The 19,188-nt window shown below is 71.4% G+C and carries 18 protein-coding genes; all 18 read right to left on the bottom strand.

The genetic code is table 11. From position 1 onward, the window contains the following. Positions 1–28: 28 nt before the first annotated feature. Positions 29–292: a phosphoribosyl-ATP diphosphatase gene (locus J8G10_RS04630; protein ID WP_045252002.1), complete on the bottom strand. Its 264-nt coding sequence runs from the start codon at positions 290–292 to the stop codon at positions 29–31. Continuing rightward, on the bottom strand, positions 289–984 hold the full coding sequence (gene rpe, locus J8G10_RS04625) for a ribulose-phosphate 3-epimerase (RefSeq protein WP_251439743.1): 696 nt from the start codon (positions 982–984) through the stop codon (positions 289–291). Before rpe ends, J8G10_RS04630 begins: the two co-directional genes overlap by 4 nt. A gap of 61 nt (positions 985–1,045) precedes the next feature. Next, positions 1,046–2,401, bottom strand: coding sequence for a transcription antitermination factor NusB (locus J8G10_RS04620; RefSeq protein ID WP_251442336.1), 1,356 nt, complete (start codon positions 2,399–2,401; stop codon positions 1,046–1,048). Positions 2,402–2,493: 92 nt separating this feature from the next. Continuing rightward, positions 2,494–3,444: a methionyl-tRNA formyltransferase gene (fmt, locus tag J8G10_RS04615; protein ID WP_251439742.1), complete on the bottom strand. Its 951-nt coding sequence runs from the start codon at positions 3,442–3,444 to the stop codon at positions 2,494–2,496. Positions 3,445–3,499: 55 nt separating this feature from the next. Next, complete coding sequence (locus tag J8G10_RS04610) at positions 3,500–5,515, bottom strand: primosomal protein N' (protein WP_251439739.1); 2,016 nt, start codon at positions 5,513–5,515, stop codon at positions 3,500–3,502. A 29-nt stretch (positions 5,516–5,544) separates the two neighbouring features. Beyond that, positions 5,545–6,738 carry a methionine adenosyltransferase gene (metK, locus tag J8G10_RS04605; RefSeq protein WP_251439737.1) on the bottom strand — a complete coding sequence of 398 codons (1,194 nt, stop codon included), beginning with the start codon at positions 6,736–6,738 and terminating at the stop codon, positions 5,545–5,547. Between the two features lie 145 nt (positions 6,739–6,883). Continuing rightward, the gene (gene rpoZ, locus J8G10_RS04600; protein ID WP_251439735.1) at positions 6,884–7,138 is read right to left on the bottom strand and encodes a DNA-directed RNA polymerase subunit omega; all 255 of its coding nucleotides are present in this window, start codon (positions 7,136–7,138) and stop codon (positions 6,884–6,886) included. A gap of 94 nt (positions 7,139–7,232) precedes the next feature. Next, a complete protein-coding gene (gmk, locus tag J8G10_RS04595; RefSeq protein ID WP_251439733.1) occupies positions 7,233–8,147 on the bottom strand; it encodes a guanylate kinase in 915 nt (304 codons plus the stop codon). Then, complete coding sequence (pyrF, locus tag J8G10_RS04590; RefSeq protein WP_251439728.1) at positions 8,140–8,982, bottom strand: orotidine-5'-phosphate decarboxylase; 843 nt, start codon at positions 8,980–8,982, stop codon at positions 8,140–8,142. Before pyrF ends, gmk begins: the two co-directional genes overlap by 8 nt. Then, a complete protein-coding gene (carB, locus tag J8G10_RS04585) occupies positions 8,979–12,266 on the bottom strand; it encodes a carbamoyl-phosphate synthase large subunit (protein WP_251439724.1) in 3,288 nt (1,095 codons plus the stop codon). The genes pyrF and carB overlap by 4 nt, the downstream gene beginning before the upstream one ends. Then, a complete protein-coding gene (gene carA, locus J8G10_RS04580; RefSeq protein WP_251439722.1) occupies positions 12,266–13,417 on the bottom strand; it encodes a glutamine-hydrolyzing carbamoyl-phosphate synthase small subunit in 1,152 nt (383 codons plus the stop codon). Before carA ends, carB begins: the two co-directional genes overlap by 1 nt. After that, positions 13,414–13,953 carry a hypothetical protein gene (locus tag J8G10_RS04575; RefSeq protein WP_251439720.1) on the bottom strand — a complete coding sequence of 180 codons (540 nt, stop codon included), beginning with the start codon at positions 13,951–13,953 and terminating at the stop codon, positions 13,414–13,416. Before J8G10_RS04575 ends, carA begins: the two co-directional genes overlap by 4 nt. Then, on the bottom strand, positions 13,950–15,251 hold the full coding sequence (locus J8G10_RS04570) for a dihydroorotase (protein WP_251439718.1): 1,302 nt from the start codon (positions 15,249–15,251) through the stop codon (positions 13,950–13,952). Before J8G10_RS04570 ends, J8G10_RS04575 begins: the two co-directional genes overlap by 4 nt. After that, positions 15,248–16,252 (bottom strand): aspartate carbamoyltransferase catalytic subunit, encoded by a 1,005-nt coding sequence (locus tag J8G10_RS04565; RefSeq protein WP_251439716.1) that lies wholly within the window; start codon positions 16,250–16,252, stop codon positions 15,248–15,250. Before J8G10_RS04565 ends, J8G10_RS04570 begins: the two co-directional genes overlap by 4 nt. Further along, on the bottom strand, positions 16,249–16,788 hold the full coding sequence (pyrR, locus tag J8G10_RS04560; RefSeq protein WP_251439710.1) for a bifunctional pyr operon transcriptional regulator/uracil phosphoribosyltransferase PyrR: 540 nt from the start codon (positions 16,786–16,788) through the stop codon (positions 16,249–16,251). The genes J8G10_RS04565 and pyrR overlap by 4 nt, the downstream gene beginning before the upstream one ends. A 78-nt stretch (positions 16,789–16,866) precedes the next feature. Beyond that, the gene (locus J8G10_RS04555) at positions 16,867–17,247 is read right to left on the bottom strand and encodes a PIN domain-containing protein (protein ID WP_251439709.1); all 381 of its coding nucleotides are present in this window, start codon (positions 17,245–17,247) and stop codon (positions 16,867–16,869) included. Beyond that, a complete protein-coding gene (locus J8G10_RS04550) occupies positions 17,244–17,501 on the bottom strand; it encodes a hypothetical protein (protein WP_251439708.1) in 258 nt (85 codons plus the stop codon). Before J8G10_RS04550 ends, J8G10_RS04555 begins: the two co-directional genes overlap by 4 nt. A 48-nt stretch (positions 17,502–17,549) precedes the next feature. Further along, entirely contained in the window at positions 17,550–19,130 is a 1,581-nt protein-coding gene (locus tag J8G10_RS04545; RefSeq protein ID WP_251439707.1) for a Rieske 2Fe-2S domain-containing protein, read from the bottom strand. Positions 19,131–19,188 lie beyond the last annotated feature (58 nt).

Raw genomic sequence — 19,188 nt, 5'->3', positions numbered from 1 at the left:
CGTTCGAAGCGATCCTGGTCGGGACGCTTCACAGATGTCGGTAGACGTTCTCCAGGGTCAGTCCCTTGGCCAGCATGAGCACCTGCAGGTGGTACAGCAGCTGGGAGATCTCCTCGGCCGCGGCCTCGTCGCTCTCGTACTCGGCGGCCATCCAGACCTCGGCCGCCTCCTCCACGATCTTCTTGCCGATCGTGTGCACTCCGGCGTCGAGCTCGCGCACCGTCCCGGATCCCTCCGGGCGCTCGGCCGCCTTGCGGCTCAGCTCGGCGAACAGTTCGTCGAAGGTCTTCACCCTCCCAGGCTACCGGCTCGCGCGAGGCCCCGGAGCCGCGTGACGGCGGCCTCGACGTCGTGGGCGCCGTAGACGGCGGATCCGGCCACGAAGGTGTCGGCACCGGCGGATGCGGCCTGGGCGATCGTCGCGTCCGAGATCCCCCCGTCCACCTGCAGCCATACGTCGGAACCCCGGCGCTTCGCCTCGTCCGCGAGGGCGCGCAGCTTGGGCATCGTCTCCGGCATGAACCCCTGGCCGCCGAAGCCCGGCTCCACGGTCATCACCAGGATCTGATCGAACTCGTCGAGGATGTCGTAGAGCGGCTCCGCGGCCGTGCCCGGCTTGACCGCGACACCCGCCCTCGCCCCGATGTCGCGCAACCTGCGCGCCAGCCCGACGGGGTCGGTCGCGGCCTCCAGGTGGAAGGTGACGCTCGCGGCACCCAGCTCGGCATACCCCGGCGCCCATCGCTCCGGGTCCGTGATCATGAGGTGCACGTCGAGCGGGATCGGACTCGTCGCCTGGATGCGCTCCACCATCTGCGGGCCGAAAGTGAGGTTCGGCACGAAATGGTTGTCCATGACGTCGACATGTGCGAAGTCGGCCGTCGCGATGCGGGCGAGCTCGGCCTGCATGTTGACGAAGTCGGCGGCGAGGATCGACGGGTTGATCCGCGGAGCGGGGGGCAGGGCGGCGGAAGAGGCGGGCATGCGCCCATTATCCCGGTGCCGACCCGGCCCCGGGATGACGTATGGCGTTCGTGTCGGCCGGCTAGGCCCGCTTGCGCAGGAGCGAGAGGAACATCGCATCGGTCCCGTGCCGGTGCGGCCAGAGCTGCGCGTGCCCTGCCCCGCTCGCGGGGGCCGGCAGGTCGATCGGAGCCTCCGAGACCGACCGGACGACCTCGCGGGCGTCGAGCTCTTCGATGTCGTCGCGGTCGCGCAGCACGGTCCGCACGACCGCCGCGGTCTCGGCGAGATGCGGCGAGCAGGTCACGTAGGCGAGCACTCCCCCGGGCCTCAGGGCACCGAGAGCGCTGGCCAGCAGCTCCTCCTGCAGCGCCGCGAGCTCGGGGACGTCGGCGGCGGTCTTGCGCCAGCGCGCCTCCGGACGTCGGCGGAGCGCCCCGAGCCCCGTGCAGGGCGCATCGAGCAGGATGCGGTCATAGGCGCCGGGGCGCTCGGCGGCGAGGATCCTGCCGTCCTCCTCCGCGACGTCGACGTGCAGCGGCACCGGGGCGACCGCCTTGCGGACCAGGCCCGCCCGCGCCGGCACGACCTCGTTCGCATCCAGCGTCGCCCCCGTCCGCAGCGCCTCCGCGGCGAGCAGCGCGGTCTTGCCTCCGGGACCGGCGCAGAGGTCGAGCCAGCGCTCCCCCGGGGCGACGGGACGGGCGCCGACGAGCGCGAGCGCCACGAGCTGGGAGCCCTCGTCCTGGACGCGCACCCGGCCTTTGTTCGCGGACACGACGGCGCCGGGGTCTCCGCCCGCGGAGCCGAACGCGGTTGGCGCATAAGGCCGCCTCGGCTCCTGCGGCTCCGCCAGCCCGGGCAGGGCGACCAGGGTGACCTCGGGTGCGGCGTTGTCGGCCGCGAGGAGCGCCTCGAGCTCGTCCTCGCGTCCCTCGGCGGCGAGGGCTCGGCGCAGGGCGCGGATGATCCACACCGGGTGGGCGAAGCGCAGCCCCAGGCGCTCGTCGTCGGAGCGCGCGGCGGCCGTGACGACGTCGAGCCATTCGTCCTCCGTGCGTGCGGCGACGGCGCGGAGCACGGCGTTCGCGAAGCCCGACGCGCCGCGACCCGCCTCCCGCGCGACGAGATTGACCGACTCGTTGACGGCGGCGTGCGCCGCCACGCGCGTGGCCAGGATCTGATGCACGCCGAGCCGGAGCGCGTCGAGGACGGGCGGGTCGATGCTGGCGGTGGCCCGGCCCGCGGCCTGGGCGATGATCGCGTCATAGGTGCCGATCCGGCGCAGCGTCCCGTACGCGAGCTCGGTGGCGAGAGCCGCATCCGCACCGCTCAACCCGGCTTCCCGGATCGCCCCGGGCAAGAGCAGGTTGGCGTACGCGTCGGACGTGCTGACGGCGCGGATCACGTCGTAGGCGACGCGGCGCGCGGGCTGCACCTCACGGGCGCGGGCGTCCCGCGGCGAAGGGCGATGCCCGCTGCCGCCGTCCCGCCGCTGCGGTCCCCGGCGGTCCTGCCGCCCCTGCGCACTCACCGCTGCACGCCCTGTGCATCGCCGGCGCCGAGTCGCACCGCGGCGCCCTCGGCGGTGCGCAGCCCCCGGAACCAGTCGGCGGCGGCCATCGCGGCCTTGCCCGCGGGCTGCACGCGCGTGAGCAGCAGCGGGTGGGTGCCCGTGCCGACGAGCACCCCGTCGCGGACACCGCGCAGCTCGCCCGGGGCCAGTGGATCCGTCTCGCCCGTCCTCGCGAGCTCGCGCACCTTGAGCGGCGTGCCCTCGAACGTGGTGTGCGCGCCCGGCTCGCTGGTGACGCCGCGGTAGCGCGCGTACACCGCGTCCGCCGACGCGGCCCAGTCCAGCAGGCCGTCCTCGAGGGTGAGCTTCGCAGCGTGCGTGGACTCGCCCTGCTGGGCCGTCGGGCGGGCGGTGCCGTCGGCGATGGCCGCGACGGCGTCGGCCATGAGCGCGGCGCCGTCGGCGGCGAGCGAAGCGAGCGCGTCGTCCGCCGTGGCATCGTCGGCGACCGGGTAGACCCGCATCGCGTGCACGTCGCCGGCGTCCAGCGCCGGCACGAGCTGGAACACGGTCGCCCCCAGCTCGGAGTCGCCCGCGATGAGCGCCCGCTGGACGGGCGCTGCCCCCCGCCACGCCGGGAGGAGGGAGAAGTGCAGGTTGATCCAGCCGTGCTCCGGTGCGCTCAGCAGCGGCTCGCGCACGAGTCCGCCGTAGGCGACGATGACGCCGAGCTCCGGTCGCAGCGCGGCGATCCTCCCGGTCGCCTCCTCGTCCAGTCGGGCGGCCCTGATCACCGGGATCCCGAGCGCGTCCGCCTCCTGGGCGACCGGCGACGGCGTGAGGATCCGTTTGCGTCCCAGGGGCGCGTCGGGGCGGGTCACCACCGCGACGATCTCGTGCTCGGCCGCGAGGCGACGGAGGGTGGGCACGGCGGCCGCCGGGGTTCCGGCGAAGACGAGACGCATGGGGGTCCTTCGAAGGTGCTTCGGATGTGCGGGACGACCGGGTCGTCCGGGTGGTTCAGAGGTCGGGTTCGGTGACGTCGAGCCTCACCGAGAGCGTAGTCCGTGCGGTTCTGCCGCGCCCCCGCCGTCGCCCCATCGCCTCCGCGACCACGGCGGCCCGGAGCGCGGCGGCCACACGAGCGCCCTCCGCGTAGGGGAAGCGCACGAGCGCGCGCTCCCTGCCGTCCTCGTCGCCGTCGATGGGCACGGGGCCGAGCACCGCGTCCGGCGGGAGTTGCAGCGCTGCGAGGTCGTCGAGGGCGCGCCGGACGCCCGTGCCGGTCCCCTCGATCTGAGCGACGCGCACCGAGGGCGGCATGCGCAGCGGCGCGCGCTCGGCGAGCTCGGCGCGCGCGTAGGCGGGCTGGGTCCATGTGGCGAGGGCGCGCGCGACTGCGCCGTCGACGCCGACGAGGTGGATCGGCGCGCCGGGCGCGCCGAGAGCGGCCGCGTTGGACCACCAGCGCAGGCAGGACTCGCCGATGCGCAGTTCCGGCGCCTGCAGCATGCGGGATCCGTCGAGCAGCACCACCGCGCGGTATCCCCCGTCGGCGCGCGGCTCGGCCCCGCGCGTGGCGACGACCAGAGCCGGCTTCGCATCGACGCGCTCGACCGGATGGCTGCCGTCCGCCACGATCACCCGGATGCCGGGGAACGCCCGTCCGAGCTCCTCGGCGGTGCGCTCGCTCCCCGAGGCGGCGAGGCGCACGGTGTCGCCTCCGCACGAACCGCAGGCCCAGAGGCGTGCTGCACGTCCGCACCAGCCGCACACCGGGGTCGCCCCGCGGTGCGCGGCGCCGAGCGGTCCCCCGCAGGCTCGGCAGCGCGCGGGCGTGCGGCACGAGGCGCACACGAGCGTCGGCGAGAACCCGGGCCGGGCGACCTGCAGCAGCACGGGCCCCATCGCGGCGGCCTCCCGCGCGGTGAGGAAGGCCCGGGACGGCAAGCGCTGCCCGCGCCGGTCCAGATCCTCGGGGGAATCCAGCACCACGCGCGGAAGCCGCCGTCGGGCGGCCGTGATCGAGCGGATCCAACCCGTCTCCACCAGGCGCTCCACATCCGTGGTGCGGGTGTGACCGGCGAACAGCAGAGCGGAGCCCTCCTGCTCCTGCCGGAGCAGCGCGACATCGCGGGCGTGGACCCCGGGCGCGAGCGGCTCGGCGAGCAGGCTGTCACCGTCGTCCCAGAGCGCCACGAGCCCCGCCCGGACGGGCGCGTAGGCGGCGGAGCGGTTGCCCACGACGATGCAGGGAGTGTCCTCGAGCGTGCGCAGATAGGCCCGGTAGCGGTCGGGATTGGCCTGACGGGAGTCCAGCCGTGCGACCGGAGCGCCGGGCGCCAGCACCTCGAGCGCGGCGAGGAGCTGATCGAGGTCGCGATAGTCGGGTACGACGAGGATCGCGGAGGCACCGCCGGCCAGCGTGCGCGCGGCGGCGGCAGCGAGCAGTCGGGTCCACTCGGGCAAGCCGTCGGAGCCCGGCTGCGGGATCGCCTCGACCGCGAGCCGCGCGGAATCCGCGAGCGCCTCGGCGAGCCCGGAGTACTGCGCGATCACCTCGTCGGCCGCTCCGATTGCGCTCCCCTGCGCGTCCTGTGCGTCGGCCGCGTCGTCGGATCCGGCTTCCGCGGCGCCCGGATCCTCATCGCGTCCCCCCTGCTCCTCCCCGCCGGCCGCGAGCCACGCCTTCTCGACCCGGACCTGACGCTTGGGCACGATCAGCCGGAGCACGTCCGAGGCGCCGCCGGCCGCACGATCCGCGACCCGGCGGGCGAGGGCATGCAGCCGCTCCGGCAGCACCCTGGCGCGTGACACCACCGCGTCGAGCTCGGCGAGGGCTCGGGCGTCGTCGTCCTCCGTGGCGAGTTCGACCAGATAGGCGTCGATGACCCGGCCCGCGGAGCGCAGCGGCACCCGCACGCGGACCCCGGGCAGGGCGTCCGCGAGGAGCTCGTCCGGGATGGCGTAGTCGAACAGCCGGTCGAGCTGCGGGACCGGCGAGTCCAGCAGGACGCGGGCGATCGGCCGGGGCACGGGCGGGCTCTGCGGGAGGACGGGATCGATCAGAGACCGGCGGCGCGGCGCAGATCCTCCGCGCGGGTCGTCTGCTCCCAGGTGAAGTCCGGCAGCTCGCGGCCGAAGTGCCCGTACGCGGCCGTGGCGGCGTAGATCGGACGCAGCAGGTCGAGCTCCTCGATGATGGCCTGCGGGCGCAGGTCGAACACCGAGCGGATCGCGCGGGTGATCGTCTCGTCGTCGACCTTGCCCGTGCCGAACGTCTCGACGTACAGGCCGACGGGCTGCGCGACGCCGATCGCGTACGCGACCTGCACCTCCAGGCGCTCCGCGAGTCCTGCCGCGACGGCGTTCTTCGCGACCCAGCGCATGGCGTACGCACCCGAGCGGTCGACCTTGGACGGGTCCTTCCCGCTGAAGGCCCCACCGCCGTGGCGGGACGCGCCGCCGTAGGTGTCGATGATGATCTTGCGGCCGGTGAGTCCGGCATCGCCCTTCGGGCCGCCCGTGACGAACGGTCCCGCCGGGTTGATGTAGTGCGTGACGCCGTCGAGGTCGAGCCCGGTCGTGGCGAGCACCGGATCGATCACGTGCTCGCGGACGAGCGCCTTGAGCTCCTCCTGCGAGACCTCGGGGTTGTGCTGGGTCGACAGCACCACCGCATCCACCGTCTTCGGCGTGAAGCCGTCGTAGCCGAGGGTGACCTGGGTCTTGCCGTCGGGGCGCAGGAACGGCAGCGTGCCGTCGCGGCGCACCTGGGTGAGACGCTCCGCGAGCCGGTGCGCGGTCCACGCGGCCATCGGCATGAGCTGAGGCGTCTCGGTCGTCGCGAACCCGAACATGATGCCCTGATCGCCGGCGCCGAGCAGGTCGCGCGGATCGCGGGACCCGCCCTCACGGTGCTCCTGCGCCTGGTCCACGCCGCTCGCGATGTCGGCGGACTGCTCGCCCACCGAGACGCTCACGCCGCACGACGAGCCGTCGAAGCCCGTGTCGCTCGACGTGTAGCCGATGCCGTTCACCACGTCGCGCACGATCGTCGGGATGTCGACGTATCCCGAGGTGCGGATCTCCCCCGCGACGTGCACGAGACCCGTGGTGACGAGCGTCTCGACGGCGACGCGCGCTCCGGTGTCCACCGCGAGCAGTCCGTCGAGGATCGAGTCGGAGATCTGGTCGCAGATCTTGTCCGGGTGTCCTTCGGTGACGGACTCGGAGGTGAACAGACGCAGCGCGCTCATCGGTGCTCCCATGGTGTGCAGGGCGGGTGTGCGAGGCGGGTGGGCCCCGGGTGAGGGGCCGGACCCGACCTCAGTATGGACGGAGCCGCCGACATCCACGGACGGGATGACGGCGGCTCCCAGTCTGAAACCGCGCGGGCTCAGCTCACTCCGCGTGGCGGATGCGGAGCTTGTCCTCGTTGATCTCGTGCAGGGCGATCGTCAGCGGCTTGTCCTCGACCGAGGAGTCGACCAGCGGTCCCACGTTGTCGAAGAGGTTGCCCTCGTGCAGGTCGGAGTAGTAGTCGTTGATCTGACGGGCGCGCTTGGACGCGTAGATCACGAGCTCGTACTTCGACTCGACGCGGTCGAGCAGGTTGTCGATCGGCGGGTCGATGATGCCCTGGTTGTTTCCGGCCATGGTGGACCTCCTGAGTCTGGCGACGTGGCGTCGCGGAGAGGATTGCGGGGTGCTGCTCGGCCGGTTGCCGTGCCCTTCGGAGCCCGGCGACCCGTCAGCGCACAGAGTCTGAGGTCAATTCTACGACCTCGCGGGCGGCCGTGGCGACGTCCTCGTTCACGACCCGGTGGTCGAACTCGCTCTGCGAGGCCAGTTCGACCTTCGCCGTGCGCAGCCGGCGGGTCCTCTCCTCGGCATCCTCCGTGCCGCGGCCGACGAGCCGCTGGACCAGTTCGTCCCAGGAGGGCGGCAGCAGGAAGACGAGATTGGCAGAGGGGTCGGCGGCCCGGACCTGACGCGCGCCCTGGAGATCGATCTCGAGCAGCACGGTCTTGCCTTCGGCCAGCGCCGCCTCGATCGGCTTGCGCGGGGTGCCGTAGCGGAATTTGTTGTGGACGGTCGCGTGCTCGAGCAGCTCGCCCTCGGCGATCATCCGGTCGAACTCGGCGTCGTCGACGAAGAAGTAGTGCACGCCTTCCTGCTCCCCCGGGCGCGGCGCACGGGTCGTCGCCGACACGGAGAGGTGGATCTCGGGATGGTTCTCCCGGATGTGCGCCGCCACGGTGCCCTTGCCGACGGCGGTCGGTCCCGCGAGCACGAGCAGTCTGCTGCGGCCCTCGCGCGGGGCGGGGAGCGGGAACCGTCCGTCGACCCAGGTGCGCAGCGCCTGCTGCTGCCGGGTGCCGAGGCCGCCGAGGCGCTTGACCGGCGAGATCTGCAGGTCGGCGAGGATGCGGTCGCGCTTTCCTGCGCCGATCGCCGGCAGGGCGGTGAGGAAGTCCGGAACGCGCAGCGATCCGGCGGTGGAATGCGGATCCGCCGCGGCGGCCGCGATCACGTCCTGCGGGGCGACCACGCGCATGGTCAGGTCGCGCTTCAGCGACGCCCGCGCGCGCCGGCGCTCGACCGCTCGGCGAGCAGCGGCGACGCGATCGACCTCGGGCACGACGCGCCCTGCCGGTTCAACCACCCATGACCTCCTGGTAGCGCGCGGCGCGCTCTTCGATCGTCGCTGCGATCCCGTCCGGACCAGCGGACAGGATGCTCCGGCTTTCGGAAGCCAGGACGTTACCTGCCAGCGTACCGAATCTCGCACGCAGATCCGCGGGTGTCGCGCCCTGCGCGCCGAATCCCGGGGCCAGCAGCGGCACCGTCCGCAGTGTGTCGTCGTCGAGCGCGAACGCCGACCGGTCGATCGTCGCTCCGACGACCAGCCCGACCGATCCGAGCGCCGTCCCCGCCACGTCCAGTGCCGTCACGTCGCGGGTGACGCGCAGCGCCACCGTCTCCCCCGGCACGTCGGTGCGCGCCTGCTGCACCGAGGCGCCGTCAGGGTTGCTGGTCGCGGCCAGGACGAACACGCCCTTGCCGACAGGCAGCGCCTGCGTGATCGCCTCGGCCAGGGAGCCGCCGCCGAGGTACGGGCTGATCGTCAGCGCATCCGCTTCCAGCGGCGCTCCCGGCTCCAGCCACGCCTGCGCATACCCGGCCATCGTGGTGCCGATGTCGCCCCGCTTGGCGTCCGCGATCGTCAGGAGTTTCGCGGAGCGGGCCGCCGCGAGGACGTCCTCCAGCGCGGCGAACCCGGCAGAGCCGAACCTCTCGAAGAAGGCGACCTGCGGCTTGATCGCCGCGACCCGACCGGCGGCGGCGTCGACGACCGCGAGTCCGAAGGCGCGGACGCCCTCTGCGCTCTGCGGCAGCCCCCAGGAGTCCAGGAGCGCCGCGTGCGGGTCGATCCCGACGCACAGGGGGCCGTGGCGGTCGAGCGCGGAGCGCAGCCGGGAACCGAAGCCCTCGTTCACGCGCGGGCCAGACGATCCTGGGCGTACTCCTGGAGGCTGCGCACCTCGAAGCCCTTGTCGGCGGCGTCCATCCCGCTCACCGCGGCGCCGAGCGTCGCGATGGTCGTGAACAGGGCCTTGTCCGCGGCGACCGCGGCCGCGCGGATCTCGTACCCGTCGGCGCGCGCCGCGCCGCCGGACGGCGTGTTCACGATGATGTCGATCGCTCCCTGATCGATCAGGTCGACGATGTTCGTCTCCCCGTTCGTCTGGGTCTCGCTGTACTTCTCCACGACCGTCACCGGGATGCCGTTTCGCGAGAGGATCTCCGCGGTGCCCGTGGTCGCCACGATGGTGAAGCCGAGCTGGTGCAGCCGGTGCGCGGGCAGGATGACGGCGCGCTTGTCGGCGTCCGCGACCGAGATGAACACGGTGCCCGACGTCGGCGTGCCGCCGTAGGCCGCCGCCTGGCTCTTCGCGAAGGCGGTCGGGAAGTCGCGGTCGATGCCCATGACCTCCCCGGTGGAGCGCATCTCCGGGCCGAGCACGGAGTCGACGATACGACCGTCGGCGGTGCGGAACCGCTTGAACGGCAGCACGGCCTCCTTGACCGACACGGGCGATCCCAGCGGCACGCGGGATCCGTCGTCCTCGGGCAGCAGGCCCTCGCCCTTGAGCTGGGCGATCGTGGAGCCGGACAGGATGCGGCTCGCCGCCTTCGCGAGCGGGATGCCCAGCGCCTTCGAGACGAAGGGCACCGTGCGGCTCGCCCGCGGGTTGGCCTCGATGACGTAGAGGACTCCGGCGCTGATGGCGAACTGCACGTTCAGCAGTCCCCGCACGCCGACGCCCTCCGCGATCGCGAGGGTGGCCTCGCGCACGCGGTCGATGTCGGTGCGACCGAGCGAGACCGGAGGCAGGGTGCAGCTCGAGTCGCCGGAGTGGATGCCGGCCTCCTCGAGGTGCTCCATGACACCGCCGATGTAGAGCTCGATCCCGTCGTACAGCGCGTCCACGTCGATCTCGATCGCGTCGTCGAGGAAGCGGTCCACGAGCAGCGGCTTGCCCTCCTCGATGATGACCTCGCCCGCGGTGCGCACGAAGTAGTCGCGCAGCGCCGGGGTGTCGTAGACGATCTCCATGCCGCGGCCGCCGAGCACGAAGCTGGGGCGCACGAGCACCGGGTAGCCGATCTCCTCGGCGACCGCGACAGCGCCCTCCACGTCGATCGCGGTGCCGTTGCGCGGGGCCACGAGACCGGCGTCGTCGAGCAGACGGGAGAACAGCTCGCGCTCCTCGGCCAGGTCGATCGCCTCGGGGCTCGTGCCGAGCACGGTGTAGCCCGCGGCCTCGATCCCCTTCGCGAGGCCCAGCGGCGTCTGTCCGCCGAGCTGGCAGACGACCCCGAGGATCTGTCCCGACTGCGCCTCGGCGTGCAGCACCTCGAGCACGTCCTCGAGCGTGAGCGGCTCGAAGTAGAGGCGGTCGGAGGTGTCGTAGTCGGTCGAGACCGTCTCCGGGTTGCAGTTGACCATGACCGTCTCGAACCCGGCCTCGGACAGCGCGAAGGACGCGTGCACGCAGGAGTAGTCGAACTCCACGCCCTGTCCGATGCGGTTCGGACCCGACCCGATGATGACGACCTTGGTGCGGTCGGAGGGCGTGACCTCGGTCTCGCTGTCGTAGCTCGAGTAGTGGTACGGCGTGAGTGCCGGGAACTCGCCCGCGCACGTGTCGACCGTCTTGTAGACCGGGCGGATCCCCAGTCCGTGCCGCACTCCCCGGACCTCGGCCTCGGTGAGGCCGCGGAGCTCGGCGAACTGCGCATCGGAGAAGCCGTGGTCCTTGCCGAGCCGGATCGTGTCGGCGTCGAGCTCGGGTGCGGTGCGGATCTGCTCGGCGACCTCGTTGATGAGCACCATCTGGTCGATGAACCAGGGGTCGATCGCGGTCGCGTCGAAGGCCTGCTCGATCGTGGCGCCCTTGCGCAGCGCCTGCTGCAGCACGACGATCCGTCCGTCGGTCGGCGTCTTCGAGATCTCGAGGAGCTCCTCGACGCTGCGGTCCTCCTGACCCCAGTGGAACGAGGATCCGCGCTTCTCCAGCGACCGGAGCGCCTTCTGCAGCGCGGTCGTGTAGTTGCGCCCGATGGCCATGGCCTCGCCGACCGACTTCATGGTCGTGGTGAGGGTGGCGTCCGCCGCCGGGAACTTCTCGAACGCGAACCGCGGCGCCTTGACCACGACGTAGTCGAGCGTGGGCTCGAAGCTCGCCGGGGTGACACCCGTGATGTCGTTCGGGATCTCGTCGAGACGGTAGCCGAGGGCGAGCTTCGCGGCGAGCTTGGCGATCGGGAAGCCGGTCGCCTTCGAGGCCAGCGCCGAGGAGCGGGACACGCGGGGATTCATCTCGATGACGATGACACGGCCGTTCTCCGGGTTCACGGCGAACTGGATGTTGCAGCCGCCGGTGTCGACGCCGACCGCGCGGATGATGTCGATGCCGATGTCGCGGAGGTTCTGGTACTCGCGGTCGGTGAGCGTGAGCGCCGGGGCGACCGTGATCGAGTCGCCGGTGTGCACGCCGACGGGGTCCACGTTCTCGATCGAGCAGACGACGACCGTGTTGTCGGCGGTGTCCCGCATGAGCTCGAGCTCGTACTCCTTCCAGCCGAGGATCGACTCCTCCAGGAGCACCTCGGTGGTGGGCGAGTCGTGCAGGCCGGCGCCGCCGATGCGGCGCAGATCCTGCTCGTCGTAGGCGAAGCCGGATCCGAGACCGCCCATCGTGAAGGACGGGCGCACGACCAGCGGATAGCCGAGCTTCTCGGCGCCGGCCAGGAGCTCGTCCATCGTGTGGCAGATCAAGGACGCGGCGACGTCGGCGCCGGCGTCCAGCACGAGCTGCTTGAAGATCTGGCGGTCCTCGCCCTTCTGGATGGCGTCGACCTTCGCGCCGATGAGCTCGACGTCGTACTTCTCCAGGATCCCCTGCTCGTGCAGCGCCATGGCGGCGTTGAGGGCGGTCTGGCCGCCGAGGGTCGGCAGGATCGCGTCCGGCTTCTCCTTGGCGATGATGGTCTCGATGACCTCGGGGGTGATCGGCTCGATGTAGGTCGCGTCCGCGAAGTCCGGGTCGGTCATGATCGTGGCCGGGTTGGAGTTCACGAGGATGACGCGGACGCCCTCCTCGCGGAGGACGCGGCACGCCTGGGTGCCGGAGTAGTCGAACTCGCAGGCCTGACCGATGACGATCGGGCCGGATCCGATGACGAGGACGGAGTGGATGTCGTCGCGCTTGGGCATTACTTGCTGTCCTTCTTTGCGAGGTGGGCGACGACGACGTCGCGGAAACGGTCGAAGAGGTAGTTGGCGTCGTGCGGGCCGGCCGCGGCCTCCGGGTGGTACTGCACCGAGAAGGCCGGGATGTCCAGGGCGCGGAGCCCTTCGACGACCTGGTCGTTGAGGCCGACGTGGCTGACCTCGACCTTGCCGTAGCCGTGCGGGCTGTCGAAGGATCCCTCGATGGGCGCCTCTACCGCGAAGCCGTGGTTGTGCGCGGTGATCTCGACCCGGCCCGTGGTCTTGTCGAGCACCGGCTGGTTGATGCCGCGGTGGCCGAACGTGAGCTTGTAGGTGCCGAGCCCCAGGGCGCGGCCGAACAGCTGGTTGCCGAAGCAGATCCCGAAGTACGGCAGGCCCGCATCGAGGACCTCGCGGAGCACCGCGACCTGCGCGTCGGATGCGGACGGGTCTCCCGGCCCGTTCGAGTAGAACACCGCGACCGGCTCGATCGCGGCGATGTCGGCGAACGTGGAGGACTGCGGCAGCACGTGCACGTCGAACCCGCGGGCGGCGAGGTTGTCGAGCGTGGACTGCTTGACGCCGAGGTCGAGCACGGCGAGGTTGCCGATCCGCTCCCCCGTCGCGGGGGTCACCTCGGCCACGTCGACGGAGACCTGGGCGGACAGGTTCTGCCCGGCCATCTCCGGCGCCTCGGTCACGCGGCGCAGCTGCTCGTCGGCCTCCAGCGCGGCGTCCGCCCCGGAGAAGATGCCGCCGCGCATGGATCCGGCGGAGCGGATGTGGCGGGTCACCGCGCGGGTGTCGATGCCGCTGATGCCGACGATGCCGTCGCGCACCAGGGTGTCGTCGAGCGAGGCGTTCGCCCGCCAGTTCGACACGACGCGCGAGGGGTCGCGCACGATGTACCCGGCGACCCAGATGCGTCGGGACTCGGGGTCCTCGTCGTTCATGCCGGTGTTGCCGATGTGCGGGGCCGTCTGGAGCACGATCTGGCCGGCGTAGGACGGGTCGGTGAGGGTCTCCTGGTACCCGGACATGCCGGTCGCGAAGACGACCTCGCCCAGGGTGGTGCCGCGGGCGCCGTAGGCGCGCCCGACGTGACGCGTGCCGTCCTCGAGGACGAGCACGGCGGAATCGTGGGAAAGGGTCATGCGGATTCTCCTGTCTCGGAGGCAGCGTCGGGGCGCTGCGAGCTGATGAGTCGCTGGAGGTCGGCGAGGGCGGCGCCGGAGACGTCCGTGTTGCCGATGTCCCCGGTGATGCGGAGGTAGCTGTCGACGACGGTGCCGTCGTCCGTGCGCCAGGCGAGACGGATGAGGCCGCCCGGCTCGACCACGCGATCGATCGTGACCGTCGCCCGGTCCGCGCCGATCATGCGCGCGGAGGCGAGGAACACCGTGGGCGATCCGTCCAGGCTCAGCGCGGCGCCGCGGTCGGTGATCGTGAGCTCGCCGCGGGCGCGGTAGACGAGCGGCCGGACGGCGAGCCGTTCGAGGGACTGGTCGTGCCTGGTCGTCGCCACGTAGAGCGTCTCGTACCGCGCCTGCACCTCGGCGTGCTCGGGAACGCCGAGCGGCGCCGTGAGTCCCGAGTCGCGGCGCAGCCGTGCGCGCCACGCCCAGACCCCGGCGAGGATGAGCAGCACGGCGACCCCGAGGACCACCGCGCCGGCGATCTGCTGGTTCACGAGCCGAGCTCCACCAGGACGCCGTCCTCCACCGTCGTGTACCCGCGGTGGACCGTCCAGCGCACCGAGCCCGGCAGCTCGCGGCCCAGATACGGGGAGTTCGTGCTCTGACCGTGCAGATCCGTCTCCGCGAACACGCCCTGCGCGTCCGCGTCGTAGAGCGTGAGCTCCGCCGGCTGCCCGACCTCGATCGGCGTGCCGTGGCCGGCGAGGGATCCGATCCGCGCCGGGGCGGAGCTCATGACGCGGGCGACGTCGGACCAGTCCAGCAGTCCCGTCTGGACCATGGCCTGGTGCACGACCCGCACCGCGGACTCGAGACCGACCATCCCGTTCGCGGCCGCCTGCCACTCGCAGGCCTTCGCCTCGCTCGGGTGCGGCGCATGGTCGGTGGCGACGATGTCGATGGTGCCGTCGGCGAGGCCTTCGCGCACCGCGAGGACGTCCTCCTGGGTGCGCAGCGGCGGATTGACCTTGAACCGCGCGTCGTAGCCGCGGGCGAGCTCATCGGTCAGCAGCAGGTGGTGCGGGGTGACCTCGGCGGTGACCGCGACTCCGCGCTTCTTCGCCCAGCGGATGAGCTCGACCGAGCCCGCGGTCGACAGGTGGCACACGTGCAGCCGGGATCCGACGTGCTCCGCGAGCAGGATGTCGCGGGCGATGATCGACTCCTCGGCGACCGCCGGCCACCCGGCGAGGCCGAGCTCGGCGGAGACGGCGCCCTCGTTGAGCTGCGCCCCCTCGGTGAGCCGCGGATCCTGGGCGTGCTGGGCGATCACTCCGTCGAACGCCTTCACGTACTCGAGTGCGCGGCGCATGATGAGCGGATCCCACACGCAGAAGCCGTCGTCGCTGAAGACGCGCACGTGGGCGCGGGAAGAGGCCATGGCGCCGAGCTCGGCGAGCCGCTCCCCCTTCTGCCCGACGGTGACGGCGCCGATCGGCTGAACCGTGGCGTAGCCCGCGGCCTCGCCGAGGGCGAGCTCCTGCTCGACGACGCCGGCCGAGTCGGCGACCGGGGACGTGTTCGGCATGGCGAACACGGCCGTGAATCCGCCGGCCGCGGCGGCGCGGGTGCCGGAGAGCACGGTCTCGCTGGCCTCGTAGCCGGGTTCGCGCAGGTGCGTGTGCAGGTCGACGAGGCCGGGCAGGGCGACCAGGCCGTCGGCGTCGATGACGCGCGCTCCGGCGGAGGAGACGCGGGAGCCGATCTCGGCGATGCGCCCGTCCCGGACGAGGACGTCCGCGGAATCGGTGCCGAGGATCTTGGCGCCTCGGAACAGCAGGCTCTCGGTCATCGGTCTCCTCGATTCATCTCGTTGTCCTCGGTCCTGGTCCCTGAGCCTGTCGAAGGGCCCGCCGGGGCTCCGGCCAGCAGCATGTACAGTGCGGCCATCCGCACCGAGACTCCGTTGGCGACCTGTTCGAGCACCGTCGAGCGCGCGGAATCGGCGGCCTCGGAGGAGATCTCCAGACCGCGGTTCATCGGGCCGGGGTGCATGACGATCGTATCGTCGGGAAGGAGACGCAGGCGGGCGGCGTCCAGGCCCCAGCGTCGCGTGTACTCGCGCTCGGAGGGGAAGAAGGCGGCATGCATGCGCTCGAGCTGGATCCGCAGCATCATGACCGCGTCCGGCTCCTCGGCCAGCGCCGTGTCGAGGTCGTACAGCACGCGCACGGGCCAGGAGCTCACATCCTGCGGGATGAGCGTGGGCGGCGTCACCAGGGTCACCTCCGCACCGAGCGTCGAGAGCAGCCAGACGTTCGACCGGGCGACGCGCGAATGCAGCACGTCGCCGACGATGACGACCCGGAGGCCGCTGAGGTCGCGTCCGCGGCTGTCCGCGCCGAACCGGCGCTTTCGGATCGTGTAGGCGTCGAGGAGGCCCTGGGTGGGGTGCTCGTGGGTCCCGTCGCCGGCGTTGACGACACCCGCGGAGATCCACCCGCTCGTGGCCAGGGTGCGCGGTGCTCCGGATGCCGGGTGGCGCACGACCACCGCGTCCGCGCCGATCGCCTGCAGGGTCTGCGCGGTGTCCTTGAGGCTCTCGCCCTTGGAGACGCTCGATCCCTTCGCGGCGAAGTTGATGACGTCCGCCGAGAGGCGCTTGGCCGCGGCCTCGAACGAGATGCGGGTGCGGGTCGAGTCCTCGAAGAAGAGGTTGACGACCGTCTTGCCGCGCAAGGTCGGCAGCTTCTTCACCTCGCGCGACTGCGTGTCCGCCATGTCCTCGGCGATGTCGAGGATCCGCAGGGCGTCCTCGCGCGCCAGGGTGCGCGTGTCGAGCAGGTGCCTCATTCGTCCCCTCCCTCGATCGAGACGAACTCCTCGCCGTCGTCCTCGCGCAGGCGCACGTTTACCCGCTCGGTGCGGGACGAGGGGATGTTCTTGCCGACGAAGTCGGGACGGATCGGCAGCTCGCGGTGCCCGCGGTCGACCAGGATCGCGAGCCGGACCACGGCCGGGCGCCCGATCGACTGCAGCGCATCGAGCGCGGCGCGGATGCTGCGTCCGGAGAAGAGCACGTCGTCGACGAGCACGACGGTCTTGCCGTCGATCCCGCCGGCGGGGATGTCCGTCCGGTGCGGGGACCGGGTCGGATGCTTCGCGAGATCGTCGCGGAACAGCGTCACGTCGAGCGAGCCGACCGGGACGGCGGTCTGCGCGATCTCGGTGATCAGCAGCGCGAGGCGCTCGGCGAGCGGGACCCCGCGGGTCGGGATGCCCAGGAGGACCAGATCCTCCGCTCCTCGATTGGACTCGAGGATCTCATGGGCGATGCGCGTCAAGGCGCGCCTGATGTCGGCTTCCTGCAGCACGATGCGTGCGCTCATCCACCGGCTCCCTTCTCCGCCTCACGGGACGGTGTTAAAGGTTGCTTCTGAAGTATGAACCGAGTCTACCTGGTTTGCTCAGGCGCCGAGCACGGGCACACCACGCTCACGAGCGACGTCGGCAAGACGCTGGTCGAACGTCGCCAGTGTGGCACCCAGCTCTTCCGTCGTCGCGAGCACAAAGGCATCCGGCAGCTTGAGCCGGGACTCGGCACAGAGCCTCGCCACGCGAACCGGTTCGTCCAGGAGAGGCGCGTGGCGCTCCACGCCCAACCGGGCGATGTCCTGCACCGCCTCGTCCTCGCGCCCCTCTCGCACCGGCCACACCAGCGTTTCCGCCAACGTGACGGGGTGCAGCACCAGATCCTCCTCGGTATCGAGGATCTCCATCGACTCATCGGCGTGCGCGTCGTCGGGCGTCCAGAACGCGATGATGACGTTCGCGTCGACGACGATCATTCGGGCCAGTCCTTGCGGAGCTCTTCGAGGTAGCCCGGCGGATAGGCATACTTGCCGCGGGTCTCTTCCAGGACCTTGCGCCGTTCGGCCCTCCGTGCCGCGCGCTTGGCCGCCAGGGTCTCGCTTCCCGCCTCAGCCAGTCGTGCGACGAGCTCCGACCGGGACGCCCCCGGCCATTCCTTCGCGGCCAGTTCGAGTCCCGCGGCGAGTTCGGGCGTCTGCGTCACCTGGATGCGCGGGAGTGTGGTGGCCATGCGTCCAGTGTACCGCTCGGCGCGTGAGTGGTACAGAACCCCGCGCGTTCAGGGGGCTTCGCTCAGCGCCGCCTCCGTGACGGGATCGAGCTTCGCCGACCGGATCGGGTGACCGCTCGTCGACAGGCATCGGCCGGTCTTCAGATCCCACTTCCAGTCGTGCATGCTGCAGGTGAGCACGCCGTCCTCGTCGACCGAGCCGGTGCGGGTGAGGTCCGCGCGCAGATGCGGGCAGCGCCGCTGCACGACCCAGTCGCCGATCTCGGCGTCCTCGGTCTGGTCGGTCTGCTCCTGATACCAGTTCTCGACATACTCGATACGGTCGACCGAGAGGCACTTGAGGAACGTCGTGAGGAACTCGTTGAACTTCCCGCTGCGTCCCACCGAGAACTGCATCGACAGGAAGATCGAGTTGGACCAGTCGATCTCGTGGTCGGCGATGTTCGTCGAGACCAGGTCGGCAGGGATCGTGTACCAGTAGATGCACTCCTCCCCCGCGTACTCGCGCACCTTGGCCCGGGGGAAGTCGACCACCATGTCGAGGTCGCCGATCCGGAAGCGCACGTTGCCGCCGACGCCGAGGCGGATGGTGCGCGACTTCTTGAGCAGCGGCTCCCACCACTCCTTGATCGCCGCGAGCATCTCCTCGGGCGGGAGGACCGGAGCCCGCCGGGCCTCCTCGTCGCGTAGCTCCTGCTGACGGCTCGCCCGCTGCTCCTCGAGGTAGTCCCACTTCTCGTCGAAGATGTGGAGGAGCTCCTCCTCGGAGTACAGGGTCTGCTCGACGGAGGCGACCGTGCGATCCGCCACGGTCACGACCGTCCCGGGCACGAACAGGTGACCGTCGTACTGCGGCGCGAGCTCGTGCATGTGGGCGAGGAACTGCTTCTGGTCCGTGAAGATCGACTCGCCGTTGCGGCCGGTGCCGTTGAAGTCGAACAGCTCGTCGCGCAGGAACATGGGCGGGCCCGCCATCGGGAACACGTGGGGCGCGTCGACCTTCTCGATGTAGTACATCGCGCGCTTGTTCTGCGCCTCGCGCTTGAGGCGCGCGAAGTTCTGCTTGGCGTCCAGCGGCAGGTCGTAGACCATGGGCCACCAGATCGCGCCCGAGACCTGGGTGAAGTACGCGTCCGGCTTGCCGAACTTCAGCAGGCTCTCGAGGTCGAGCGGGTGGGAGTCGTTCTGGTTCAGCACCGAGCCGGAGCCGTCGTCGACGCTCAGCGAGGAGTCCCCGATCGGTCCGTCGCTGGGGGCGCGCAGCGGCGTGATCATGATCTTCAGCTCGCCGCGTTCGATGATCTCCCCCGCCGGCGCGTACGTGATGTTGTCGTACCCGAGCGCGCGGAGATCCCGCTCGAGGTCGTCCGTCGGGTACTCCGGCAGCAGCACCTCGATGTCCTTGCGGATGTAGCGCTCCAGGAGGCGCGGATCGAAGTGGTCGCGGTGCCGGTGCGACACGTAGAGGAAGTCCGCCTCCCGCCCGAGCCGCTCCCAGTCGAGACCGCGGTTGTCCGGGAACGGGAACCAGGATCCGTAGAACGACGGACCGAGCACGGGGTCGCAGATGATGTTCCCGCCGGCCGTCTCGATGAACATCCCGGCGTGTCCGAGTCCCGTGATCCGCATGCTTCTCCTCCTGTGTGGACCTGTCGATCCTACCGGGGAGGCTCGCGAGCGACCTGGA

It is taken from the genome of Microbacterium sp. USTB-Y (genome assembly GCF_023703415.1).
In the GTDB taxonomy this organism is placed as follows: Bacteria; Actinomycetota; Actinomycetes; order Actinomycetales; family Microbacteriaceae; genus Microbacterium.
Note: the sequence above shows the minus strand (reverse complement) of the source record. Positions and strands in the feature narration are given on the sequence as shown.